Consider the following 12470-nt stretch of genomic DNA (forward strand, 5'->3'; position numbering starts at 1 on the left):
ATGATTTTGGCGATAAAGGCTGTAAAAATCCGCATTGTGACATTACGTGCGATTGTGGCCGCTATGTAGAAATTTGGAACTTGGTTTTTACACAGTTTGACCGTCAGGAAGATGGCACTTTAAATGCACTTCCTCATAAAAATATTGATACGGGTATGGGGTTGGAACGTTTGTGTATGGCCATGCAAAATGCCCGCAACGTATTTGAAACGGATTTATTCACTCCGCTGACGGCTCAGTCCAAAAAAGATTTGAATATTAAAGGTGAAACGAAAGAAGAAATTTCTGCTTTGCGCATTATTGCCGATCATGTACGCAGTTCCTCTTTGTTAATTGCGGAAGGTATTTTGCCTGCCAATGAAGGACGTGGTTATATTTTGCGTCGTTTGATTCGTCGTGCGGCTCGCTATGCCAAATTAATGGGCAATGAAAAACCGTATTTGTATACTTTAGTGCCGGTGGTACAATCCATTTTTGATGGCCTATATCCTGAAATTGACAAAAATGCCCAACATATTCAAGATGTGCTGAAACAAGAGGAGTCCACTTTCTTAAAAACCTTAGTGACAGGGGAAGAAAAATTATCCTCCCTGCTTGCTTCTTGCGGTAAAACTTTGTCCGGTGAGGAGGCTTTCCACTTGCATGAAACGTACGGGTTTCCTTTGGAATTGACGAAGGAAATTGCCTCTGCCAAAGGAGTGGAAGTAGATGAGGCCGGATATGAGAAAGCCAAAGAAACTGCTCAAGAAAAAAGCCGCTCTTATGCAGATGAATTTTCCAAAGAAAAAGCCGTAGTTATGCAAAAGGTGGAAAATGGTTATCCCGCCACTCAATTTGTGGGATATGATAGTTTAAATGTACAAGCCAAAGTGTTAGCCTTACTCAATGAAGAATTTGAATTTGTGGACGCTTTGAGCGGAAAAGGATATGCCGTTTTTGATAAAACCTCTTTTTATGCAGAATCCGGCGGTCAAGTGGGGGATGTGGGCTCGGTTGTAAAAGAAGGTCAAGAAATTGCTCAAATCTCCGATACGCAAAAACCGCTTGGGAAAGTATTTTTGCATAAAGTGAAAGGGATTTTGTCTGTAGGCGAAACGGTAGAACTGCGGGTCAATGAGTCTTTGCGTAAACGTTGTATGGCCAACCATAGTGCCATTCACTTGGTAAATGCAGCTTTGCGTCAAGTATTTGGAAGCAGTGTGCACCAAAGCGGTTCTTTTGTTTCTGCGGAAAGATTCCGCTTTGACTATACTTTATCTAAGACTCCGACAGCGGAGGAACTAAACCGTGCTTGGCAAATTGCTAATGCCGCCGCCGAAGCCGCTTTGCCTGTATATTGTCAGCAGCGCCCGTTGGCCGATGCCGAACGTTTGGGTGCGGTGACCCTGCTTGGCGAAACGTATGCCGATCCGGCCCGTTTTGTGCTGATGGGTGGCAGTTTTGAGTGTCCGCAAGATAAATACAGTTTGGAACTTTGTGGCGGAACCCATGTAAAAAATACCGCAGAAGTGATGACGGTTTTGGTGTTGAAAGAAGGGTCTGTTTCTGCCGGTGTACGCCGTATTGAAGGGGTGGCCGGATATGCGGCTTTGGATTATTTAAAGAATGTCAATAGACAAGCTGATGAGTTGGCCTCTCGCTTAGTGGTTCCTGCCAAAGACGTTTTTGCCCGCGTCAATGCCATTATGGACGAATTAAAAGAAGTCAAAAAACGCTTTACCCAGTTTAGAGAGAAAACTTTGGCAGCAGGCGGTGTGAACGAAACCTCCTTTACGATGAAAAACGGCACTACATTGGTGTTGCGTAATGCTGAAGGAGCAGAGCCTAAGGAGTTGCGTAATATTGCCGACACGATTGCTCAAAAACATACACAAGCCTTAGTCATTGTCAGTTGTGATAAAGACGGCAAACGCTCTTTTGTGGTTAAAATGGCCGGCAAATTGCCCAATACCGATGCGGTGACTGTGGCCAAAATGATTGCGGCGGACTTGAATGGTCGTGCCGGCGGACGGCCCGATTTTGCGCAAGGCGGCGGAGAAGCCAAACGACCGATGCTGGACCTGATTGGCACAATGAAAGAAAGTTTGTAAATCAAAACCCCCGTTTCAAAAACGGGGGTTTTAAAAGGGCCTAAAACAATATAGGACTAAATTCTGCCGTAAAATAGGTCCAAATACCCTGTAAATTTTTATATAAAATTCATACCATACATATATAGACGATAGAAATTAAGGAGAAAAGAAAATGAAAAAAATGAGTTTTATTTTGACGGGATTGCTTTTTGTTTCTTCAAACGTTTTTGCTGCATCTGAAAATCAGGATTATGTGCCTGCTTTTCAAAAGGCATTTGAAAGTGCCAATCGCATTATGGAGTTGAATGCTTCAGATAGAGAAAAGACGATGAAGGATTCAGAAAAAGCGAAAGATGCCCTGAAACTTATAAAACTTGTCTTACTTGAACATGAAGGTTTATACGAGAAAGTGGTGGAAGTTGCTTCGGTGCATGAAAAGATTATAGAAAAGGCATCGTCTGAGGAAAATCCTTCTTATTCTTATCAAAATCTTACCTTTTTATTAGAAGATTTGTATGTTGCTTGGTCGGCTACCAAGACCCTTACTGAAGAAGAACAGCAATATTGGGCAAATGCAGCCGGGGAAAGATACGGGTCGGACATAGAAGAAATGACCGCTCGTCCTTTACATGAAGTCTTGCAAAAAATTCTTTTGCATAAATATTGGGTGACCTGTGCTGATAAATCTTTGACTTTGCTTGAAATTACGGACAAAATTAGTGAGTATTTTAGTCTGCCGGAAGAAGGCTGTTATTTCCGCGGTTTAGAAGGAGCAGGCGAAGGACTTTATTAAGTTTAATTAAAAAACACCCTATCAAACAGATAGGGTGTTTTTTTGGGGGAAAACACAAAAAATACGATGGTGTGCTCGTGTTTTTAATATTTATAATCGCAAACACAAAAGAGAGATTTATAGATAAATAAAAAAACCGCCTTTTTGAGGCGGTTTTAAATTTTGGTAGGGATAGGATTCGAACCTATGTAGGGCGTAGCCCGACGGTTTTACAGACCGTTGCTTTTGACCACTCAGCCACCCTACCGAACAAAGTGATTAAAAACGCTGCGAAACTTCCGCAGCTTTGAGGTCAAAGCATTCTTTGAACATATTTATTATAACAAAAAAACCCATCACTTGTCATTTTTTTACAAAAATCCTTTTTGTTTTTATAAAAAATCCTTGCAGACAGTTAAAATATATTGTATTTCTTAGACGAAAAACACCTTTTGGAAAAAACTATACACAAGTTCATAAATAAAGATTAAAAATACCAACGCACACCCTAAAAATTGTTAAAATAGCCTTATGACGAACAGTTATAACACCCCTTTAATGAAGCAGTATTATGAAATCAAAAGCCGACATCCGGGCATTATTTTATTTTTTCGTTTAGGCGATTTCTATGAAATGTTTGACGAACAAGCCCGCGAGGTCAGTGCTATTTTAAGTTTAACGCTTACCCAACGTCATGGGATCCCCATGTGCGGCATTCCTTTTCATGCGGCGGCCGGTTATATAGGACGTTTGCTTAAAGCGGGCAAGAAAATAGGCATTTGCGAGCAGGTCAGCACGTCTGCCGATAGCAAAAGCAAACTGTTTGAACGAAAAGTAATTCGCGTAATTACCCCCGGTACCATCATGGAAGACAATATGTTGGATGCCAATCAATCTAACTTTTTAGTGGGTTTGCGTTTGCAGTCAAAGGGGTGGGGGTTAGCTTGTGTGGAGGTTTCTACCGGCCAATTTTGGACTACGCAAAATACGGAAGACGAACATTTTACCGCTTTGGCATCTGCTTTAGCCTCTGTTAATCCAGCGGAAATAGTGGCAGATGAGCAAAGTGTAAAAGTTTTACAGAACAAAATTATCCTTCCGGCGCAACTTCCGTTAACGGAAATAGATTCTTTTTCCGGTGATTTTTCTTTACCTGAAAGTTGGCCCATTTTAGAAATGTGGAAGGGGCGAGAATTGGCCCTTTCTTGTGCTTTACAAGTATTAAATTATGTTTCTTCCACTGAACCCGGCGTAAAAGACGCCTTGATTCCCTTTTATCGCGAATTAAGCGATTCTTTGCAAATTGATGAAAATGCCGTTAATACGTTGGAGTTGGTTAAAAATCAAGAAGGCGGCCGACAAGGCAGTTTGTGGTCCTTGTTAGATTACACAAAAACTTCTTTTGGCAGTCGAAAATTAAAAGAGTGGATTTTGCATCCGTCTTTGTCGGTAGAAGAAATTCTTTGTCGGCAAGACAGTATAGAAGGCCTGATGAAAAATCAGGAGGCATTGGCCGCTTTGGCTTCTATTTTGCAGAATATTTCCGATGTGGAACGCATTATGACGCGCGTTTCTGCCGGCAATGCTTCCCCCAGAGATTTGGGAGGGTTGCGCCAATCTTTACTTCACAGTGAGCCTTTACACAGATGGCTTGAAAAATACGGCCTGACCATTGCACCTCATATAAAAGAACGTTTTGATCTTATTTATCCGGCTGCGCAAGAGTTGGCAAAACTTTTGTATGAGTCTATCCAGCAGGAGCCTCCTTTGCGTATCGGAGATGGCAATATTATTCGTCAAGGCTATAATGCAGAATTAGACGAATTGCGCAATCTGAGAACGGGCAGCGGAAAGGCCTTGGAAGAATTGTGTCAACGCGAGCGTGAAAAAACGGGAATTTCCAGTATGAAGGCAGGGTATAACTCTGTGTATGGATACTATTTGGAAGTGACAAAATCCCACATAGAAAAAGTGCCGTACAATTACACCCGTCGTCAAACACTGACCAATGCCGAACGTTTTATTACAGAAGAATTAAAAGAACTTGAAAATAAAATTTTAAATGCAGACGGACGTATTTTACGTTTAGAAAGTGCTTTGTTTGATGCTATTCGTAAAACGGCTGCCACACAAATCCACGCTATGAAAGAGTTTGCTCAAACGGCGGCGGAATTAGACGTATATTTGTCTTTGGCTTTAGCTGCTATGAAATATCAATATGTTCGTCCTACGGTTAACAATGAGACGGGCCTCTCCTACAAGGCGGGGCGACACCCGATAGTAGAGTCTTTGTTGCCGGCCGGCTCCTTTGTACCGAATGATTTGAATATAGATGGGCTTAATACTCAACTGATGCTTATTACCGGGCCGAATATGGGCGGTAAAAGCGTGTATTTGAAACAAACGGCTTTGTTGGTTATTATGGCGCAAATGGGAAGTTTTGTGCCGGCGAAGTCGGCTACGGTGGGGATTGTAGATAAAATTATGACCCGTATCGGCGCGCACGATGCACTCCAACGCGGTAATTCTACCTTTATGGTGGAAATGAATGAGACGGCTCATATTTTGTCTTCACAGACTTCTCGCAGTTTGATTTTATTAGACGAAGTGGGGCGCGGCACGTCTACTTTTGACGGGATATCCATTGCGTGGGCTATTGTGGAATATTTGTACAAACCGCGCGGTGGAGCAAAGGTATTATTTGCCACGCATTATTTTGAATTGGTAGATTTGGAAAACAAGTATCCCAGTATCAAAAATTATCACGTGGAAGCCAAAGAGTATAAAGATGCATTGGGGCAGAGCAAGTTGGCCTTTTTGTATCAAATTTTACCGGGAGCAGCGGACCAATCGTATGGAATTCATGTGGCAGAAATTGCCGGTCTACCGGCAGCCGTCACTATACGTGCGCGCAAAGTGCTTAAAGATTTGGAAGCCAAAAAAGCAACCCGCATTTCCGCTAAAGAAAAAGATCCGGTGCAGGATTTGTTTTCTGCGCCTATTGTGCAAGAGATTAAGATGACCGATCCTAACAAACTGACCCCAATGGGAGCCTTGCAGTTGATTGCTGAATGGAAAAAGAGGGTGGAAAATGAATAAAATCCACGTTTTAGACGAAAAAACAGCCGGACAAATTGCTGCCGGAGAGGTGATTGAAAGACCTGCCGGCGTGCTGAAAGAACTTTTGGAAAATGCCATAGATGCCGGTGCTGAGCATATACATGTCACAATAGAGGAAGGGGGATGCAAGTTAATTCGCCTCAATGATGACGGCTGCGGCATGACGCCGACTGATTTGGCTGCTAGTGTTTTGCGCCATGCTACCAGCAAAATTACTCGTTTTGAAGATTTAAATGAACTGCGCACTTTTGGTTTTAGAGGGGAAGCACTTTACTCCGTAGCAGCTGTATCTAAAATGCGTATTAGCAGCTGCACCGAAGGAGGGGAAGGGTCCTGCTTGGAAGTGGAGGGTGGTAAAGTGCTGGCTCAAAGGCCGGCTCCCGCCGTACGCGGTACAACGGTGGAAATAGCGGATTTATTTTTTAACGTGCCGGCTCGTTTAAAATTTCTTAAAAGCCCTGCCTATGAGCGTGCCTGTTTGTTAAAAGTAGTGGAAGAAAGCGCATTGGCCAATTTAAATGTAGGATATACGGTGGTAAGTTCTGGCAGAGAAGTGTATCGTTTGCCGTCTCAAAAAAACATGCATGATGCTTCTGTTTTGCAGCGGGCCAAAGAAATTTTGGGTCAACAAACAGGCGATTGTTTGATTAGCAAAAGTTTCGACCAATGGGGACTTAAAATTTTTATTACACCGCCGGATAAGTTGGTGGCTACGCGAGATTTGCAATTTATGTTTGTTAATCGCCGTCCCGTAGAGAGCAAAACAATTCAACAGGCTATTTATAGAGCCTATCAAAATGTCCGCCCGAAGGACCGTCATCCGGCTTTTATTGTGTATATGCAGATGGATCCATCTTCCTTTGATGTAAATATTCATCCTCAAAAGAAAGATATTCGTTTTGAAAATGAAAGAGATGTTTTTCATACGTTGGTGGAAGCGGTTGGAGAAACGATTTTTGAAGCGGCAACTCCTGTTGCGGTATCAGTTCAGACACCCATAGAAGGTAAAAAGGATTCTTCTTCTCCTTTGCCGCAAGTTTCTGCCGTTCAAGAACAATCCGCCCCTATTTTCCCTTCTTCAGCAGCAGAGTTTGAAAACATTTTGCCTGAACCCAGAAAGACCCCTGCCAAGAATTGTTTTTCTTTGAAGGAAACGGAAGATCCTGTTTCTTATCAAACTTCTCCTGAAATCACCTGCGAAATAGTAGAAAAAAAAGACAACGAAAAAGAAGAGAAGTTGCCTTCTTGGTGGAACGGACCTTATCATTATTTGGGGCAACTGCAAAAGACATATTTGGTGTTTGAAAATCCGGACGGTCTAATTTTAATCGATCAGCATGCCGCACAAGAGAGAGTTCTGTACGAACATTATTTGCAAGAATTTGAAAAACATCAAATGCCGGTGCAGGAATTAATATTTCCTATTCATGTGGACTTGACCCCTAGTAATGCCGAAAGTCTGATGAGCTGGGCAGCATGGCTGAAGACGGCGGGATTTGAATTATCTCGTTTTTCTCCGCGTACAGTACTGGTGCATTCCGTACCCTCCATGCTTCGTTTTAAAGAAGATGATATGCGCAGGTTTATAGAGTCTTTATCTGAGATTGTAGCAGATCCGGCAAAATCCAGCGATAGTTTGAAACAAAAAATGGTGGCGATGTTGGCTTGTAAAAAAGCCATTAAAGCGCATGACCAAATATCGGCGGCAGAAGCAGAGGGATTGCTGGAAAATATGAAAAAATGCAAAGACGGCATGCACTGCCCGCACGGACGCCCTTGCATTGCAAGTATGGCTATCAAGGATATTGCCAAACTTTTTGGGCGTTAAAAGAAGTTTTTTTGTCATAAGGACACAAAACGAAAAATTTTGTGTCCTTATTGTATTTTTTACTTCACAGAAAAGGTAAAATAAGGTATCCTGTATATATATATTTTTATGGAGGGAATATGTCCGATACACCCGTTTTGCAACGTATTTTATTTTCAAAAGAACAACTGGCGGAAAGAATTGCCGAATTAGGACGTGAAATCTCTGCTGATTACAGAGGTAAACAACCTCTTTTTGTGGGTATTTTGCGCGGTTGTGTTATGTTTTATGCAGATCTTTTGCGTGAAGTAAGCGTAGATTGCACGATGGATTTTATGTGCTTGTCTTCTTACAATGGCACCAACTCCACAGGAGAAGTGCGCACTATGTTGGATTTGCGTGAAAGTATTAAAGGACGCCACGTGATTATTGTAGAAGACATTGTGGATACGGGGCTTACGTTGGATTATTTGATGCAAAATTTAAAAAGTCGCGGTGCTGCTAGCATTGAGATTTGTTGTTTGCTCGACAAACCGGCTAACCGCAAAGTGGAAGTGCACCCTAAATATGTGGGCTTTCAGGTAGAAAATGAATTTGTCATCGGTTATGGGTTGGACTACAATGAGTTGTATCGCAACTTACCGTATATCGGAGTATTTAAAAAATAATGAATAAGCAAAAAAACAATCGTCGTATTATTTCCCTAAATCAAATTTTGGTTTGGGTGGCTATTTTCGCCGTAGCGGTTTTCTTTTTTAATCGTCCCGGTGCGCAAACCAAAGAGTTAGACTATTCTGACTTTAAGCAAAAAGTGGCTTCTGCCGAAGTGTCTAATTTAACGGTAGCCCCGACGGTAATTACCGGCACGTTGAAAGATGCGGAGGGAAAAGAAAGTAAATTTAAAACCATTCGCATGGAAGATCCTGATTTAGTGCGTGAGTTGACTGCTAAAAATGTGGGTTTCAAAGCACAGGTAGACAGCAGTTGGGTCGGCAATATTTTGTTTAACGTATTGTGGATTTTCTTATTGATTGGTTTGTGGTGGTTTGTATTTATTCGTCCGCAAAGAAACGATGGAAAGAGTGCCATGAATTTTGCCCGCAGTAAAGCCAAAATGCAGGACCCTTCCAAACAAAATATCACTTTTAAAGATGTGGCCGGTGTAGAAGAAGCTAAAGAAGAACTGCAAGATATTATTAAGTTTTTAAAAAATCCTAAAAAATTTCATAAAATCGGCGGCAAACTGCCCAAAGGCGTGTTGTTGTATGGTGCTCCCGGTACGGGTAAAACCTTGCTCGCCAAAGCGGTGGCCGGAGAGGCCGGTGTGGCTTTTTTCAGTGCGTCCGCTTCTGAATTTGTGGAAATGTTCGTAGGGGTGGGTGCGGCCCGCGTAAGAGATTTGTTTGAACAAGCCAAAAAGAATTCCCCTGCTATTATTTTTATTGATGAGTTGGACGCCGTAGGCCGCAGACGTTTTGCCGGTATCGGCGGCGGTCATGATGAGCGTGAGCAAACCTTAAACCAACTACTCATTGAATTGGACGGTTTTGAAAGCAAACAAGGTATTATTTTAATGGCTTCTACCAACCGTCCCGACGTGTTGGATCCGGCCTTGATCCGTCCGGGTCGTTTTGATCGCCACGTATCTGTGCCGGCGCCGGACTTGAAAGGACGTGAAGAAATTTTAAAAGTACATGCTAAAAAAGTAAAATTGGCACCGGAAGTGGATTTGAAAACCATTGCCAAAGGAACTCCCGGCTTTGTAGGGGCGGATTTGGCCAATGTTATTAATGAGGCTGCCATTTTGGCTGCTCGCGCCGATAAAGAAGCGGTGGATAATGCCGATATGGACGAAGCGGTGGAACGTGTAATCGCCGGTCCGCAAAAAAAGAGCCGCATTATTTCCGAAAAAGAAAAAAGAATTATTGCTGCTCATGAAGTGGGACATACGGTGGTGGCCAGACTTACTCATCACTCTGATCCGGTGCATAAAGTGACCATTATCCCCAGAGGTCAGGCTTTGGGATATACGTTGCAATTACCGCTGGAAGATAAATTTTTAACCAGCAAATCGGAAATTTTAGACCGTATTTGTATATTGTTGGCAGGTCGCGTGTCGGAGGAAATCGTCTTTGGAGAGATTACTTCCGGTGCCAGTGACGATTTGAACAAGGCCACCGCTTATGCCCGTAAAATGATTATGGAGTTGGGTATGAGCGAAAAAATCGGCCCTATTGCTTTGCCCGGTGGAGAAGAGGGAGAAGTTTTCTTAGGGCGGGACTTATCGCGCCATCGCCAATACTCTGAGGATTTGGCTCGTAAAATTGATGCAGAAATCTCTGATACTTTGCACAATGCTTATGCCAGAGCGCAACAAATCATTACTTCCCATCGTGCTCAATTTGATACATTAGTTGAAAGACTTTTGGAAAAAGAAGTAGTAGAGGCGGCCGAAATTGATGAAATTTTGGGTTTGACCCCTGAGAAAAAAGACGAACCCGCTGAAAAAGCGAGTGAAGATAAAAAAGAAAATGTTTCTCAGGATCAGCAACAAGAGGAATTATTTTAATAAAATGCCCGCAATGTTTGCGGGCTCATTTTATAAAGAGTTTTCTCTTTAAGAGGAAAAAATTATGACAAAGTATTTTGGAACAGACGGTGTACGCGCTGTGGCGGGAGAATTTCCGCTGGTAGACGATTTTGTGGAAAAGTTGGGTTATTGTGCCTTAAAAGAATTGTTGGCTAGCGCTGAATCAAAAGGCTTAAAAAACCAAGTAATTATTGCTAGAGATACTCGTTTGTCCGGTCCTTCTATTTTGCAATCACTCTCTAAAGGGATTCGTGCCGCCGGCGCTAATGTGTTGGATATGGGCATTTCTCCTACGCCGTCTGTGGCCGAAGCGGTGAAACAAACAGGGTCCGTCTGCGGCATTGTCATTTCTGCCAGCCATAATCCTCCGGAGTTTAACGGTATTAAATTTTTCTCTAATAAAGGAACCAAACTTGCGGAAGATTTGGAAGAAAGAATAGAGACTTTGTTAGAGAAAACAACGGAAATTCCTTCCCCCACAGGCTCCTACCGCTGTGCGGCAGAATTGGTGGAAGGATATAAAAACTTTTTAAAAGCAACAGTGGATGCCTCTTTGTTGAAGGGAACAAAAGTAGTCTTGGATTGTGCCAATGGGGCCGCTTATAAGATTGCGCCGGAAGTTTTTGAATCTTTAGGTATGCAAGTAGTGGTCATGGCCGATAAAAATAACGGTGCCGAGATTAATGAAGGGGTGGGTGCTTTGCATACCTCCAAAATGCGTACTTTGGTTAAAAAGGAAAAAGCCTATATCGGTTTTAGTTTTGACGGAGATGCAGACCGTGTGATTGCTTCCGATGAAGAAGGACGTCAATTAGACGGGGAGTATATTATTGCCGCTGCTGCCTTGGCATTAAAAGAGCAAGGGAAATTGCCAAAAAATAAAGCCGTTATGACCGTAATGGCTAATTTGGGTTGTATCAATTATCTTAAAGACAACGGTGTGGATATGGTGTTGACTCCGGTGGGAGACAAATATGTTTCTCAAGCCCTAGAAAAAGAAGGATTGTCCATCGGGGGGGAAACGTCCGGTCATATTATTTTCCCTACTTATTCCAATACCGGTGACGGCATTTTATCTGCTTTGCAATTTTTGAAATTAGCCAAAAAATCGGGTCTTTCCGTCAGTGAATTTGCTTTGCGTTGGAAAAAATATCCCTGTGAATTGCGTGCCGTTATGGTCAAAGAAAAAAAACCGCTGGAAGATTTGCCCCATTTTTTGGAAGGGATTAAACAATTAGAGGGCCGTTTGGGGAAAAAAGGCCGACTTTTTGTGCGCTATAGCGGCACTGAACCCAAACTGCGTATTTTGGTGGAAGGAGAAGACGAAACTCTGGTGCATCAAATAGCCGAAGAGGCCGAAACTCTCTACCGCTGTAAGATGGAGGAAAAATAATGGCTTTACAATTAGGTGTTAATATTGATCATGTGGCAACGCTGCGCCAAGCGCGTCGCGCCTCCTATCCCGATCCGTTAACCGCTGCTGATCTTTGTTTGCGCGTAGGGGCAGATTATATTGTTATTCACGTGCGTGCCGATGAGCGGCATATGAATGAAAAAGATTTGGCCCGTTTATGCAAGGCTTACCGAAAACATATTCACTTAGAATGTAATTTTTCATTAAAGATGGAAAAGATGGCTCTGAAACATAAGCCGGGGTCTGTCTGTATTGTGCCGGAACTGCCCGGTGAAGTGACCACAACGGGCGGTTTAAAATTTACTCCCAAAAATTTTACTCGTATTCGTCAAATGACGGAGGCTTTGCAAAAAAAAGGCATTAAGGTTAGTTTATTTGTAGATCCGACGGCCCAATCCATTCGTGCTGCTGCCAAGTGCGGAGCCGATATCGTAGAACTTTGTACGCGTGATTATAGCGAAGCAAAAAATAAAAAAGAACAAGCCAAATTATTGCGTGAATTAGCCTTAGCCTCTTTGTTGGCTAAAGAACTAGGATTAGAAGTGCATGCCGGGCATGGGTTAGATTATGAAAATGTACTTCCGGTGGCAGATTTATGCGGTGTTAGTTGTATGAATATAGGATTTTCTATTATTTCTCGGGCCGTATTGGCAGGACTTCCCAACGCCGTGTGTGCTATGAAAGAATTGCTTTAA

The 12470-nt window shown here is 42.6% G+C and carries 8 protein-coding genes and 1 tRNA gene; 8 read left to right on the plus strand and 1 reads right to left on the minus strand.

What is annotated here, in order from left to right; translation table 11 throughout:
* Positions 1-2090 (plus strand): alanine--tRNA ligase (gene alaS, locus IKL48_01970; protein MBR3603447.1); only part of this gene is annotated, 2090 nt, incomplete at its 5' end.
* A 154-nt stretch (positions 2091-2244) separates the two neighbouring features.
* On the plus strand, positions 2245-2865 hold the full coding sequence (locus IKL48_01975; protein MBR3603448.1) for a hypothetical protein: 621 nt from the start codon (positions 2245-2247) through the stop codon (positions 2863-2865).
* 163 nt (positions 2866-3028) lie between these two features.
* On the opposite strand, the gene IKL48_01980 is transcribed toward IKL48_01975, so the two are convergent.
* A tRNA-Tyr gene (locus tag IKL48_01980) sits at positions 3029-3112 on the minus strand.
* A gap of 263 nt (positions 3113-3375) precedes the next feature.
* On the opposite strand from IKL48_01980, the gene mutS reads away from it, so the two are divergent.
* The 6 genes from mutS (at position 3376) to IKL48_02010 (ending at position 12470) form a co-directional block, all read left to right on the plus strand.
* On the plus strand, positions 3376-5943 hold the full coding sequence (gene mutS / locus IKL48_01985; protein ID MBR3603449.1) for a DNA mismatch repair protein MutS: 2568 nt from the start codon (positions 3376-3378) through the stop codon (positions 5941-5943).
* On the plus strand, positions 5936-7792 hold the full coding sequence (gene mutL, locus IKL48_01990) for a DNA mismatch repair endonuclease MutL (protein ID MBR3603450.1): 1857 nt from the start codon (positions 5936-5938) through the stop codon (positions 7790-7792). The genes mutS and mutL overlap by 8 nt, the downstream gene beginning before the upstream one ends.
* 119 nt (positions 7793-7911) lie before the next feature.
* Positions 7912-8439 (plus strand): hypoxanthine phosphoribosyltransferase, encoded by a 528-nt coding sequence (hpt, locus tag IKL48_01995; protein ID MBR3603451.1) that lies wholly within the window; start codon positions 7912-7914, stop codon positions 8437-8439.
* On the plus strand, positions 8439-10340 hold the full coding sequence (gene ftsH / locus IKL48_02000) for an ATP-dependent zinc metalloprotease FtsH (GenBank protein ID MBR3603452.1): 1902 nt from the start codon (positions 8439-8441) through the stop codon (positions 10338-10340). The genes hpt and ftsH overlap by 1 nt, the downstream gene beginning before the upstream one ends.
* Before the next feature lie 64 nt (positions 10341-10404).
* Entirely contained in the window at positions 10405-11754 is a 1350-nt protein-coding gene (glmM, locus tag IKL48_02005; protein MBR3603453.1) for a phosphoglucosamine mutase, read from the plus strand.
* Positions 11754-12470, plus strand: coding sequence for a pyridoxine 5'-phosphate synthase (locus tag IKL48_02010; protein MBR3603454.1), 717 nt, complete (start codon positions 11754-11756; stop codon positions 12468-12470). Before glmM ends, IKL48_02010 begins: the two co-directional genes overlap by 1 nt.

The organism is Elusimicrobiaceae bacterium, from assembly GCA_017520185.1.
Lineage (GTDB): Bacteria > Elusimicrobiota > Elusimicrobia > Elusimicrobiales > Elusimicrobiaceae > Avelusimicrobium.

Excerpts from the sequence above, each read along its gene's own strand:
- IKL48_01975 (MBR3603448.1), top strand. The coding sequence starts at position 2,245 with ATGAAAAAAATGAGTTTTATTTTGACGGGATTGCTTTTTGTTTCTTCA.
- mutS (MBR3603449.1), top strand. The coding sequence starts at position 3,376 with ATGACGAACAGTTATAACACCCCTTTAATGAAGCAGTATTATGAAATC.
- mutL (MBR3603450.1), top strand. The coding sequence starts at position 5,936 with ATGAATAAAATCCACGTTTTAGACGAAAAAACAGCCGGACAAATTGCT.
- hpt (MBR3603451.1), top strand. The coding sequence starts at position 7,912 with ATGTCCGATACACCCGTTTTGCAACGTATTTTATTTTCAAAAGAACAA.
- ftsH (MBR3603452.1), top strand. The coding sequence starts at position 8,439 with ATGAATAAGCAAAAAAACAATCGTCGTATTATTTCCCTAAATCAAATT.
- glmM (MBR3603453.1), top strand. The coding sequence starts at position 10,405 with ATGACAAAGTATTTTGGAACAGACGGTGTACGCGCTGTGGCGGGAGAA.
- IKL48_02010 (MBR3603454.1), top strand. The coding sequence starts at position 11,754 with ATGGCTTTACAATTAGGTGTTAATATTGATCATGTGGCAACGCTGCGC.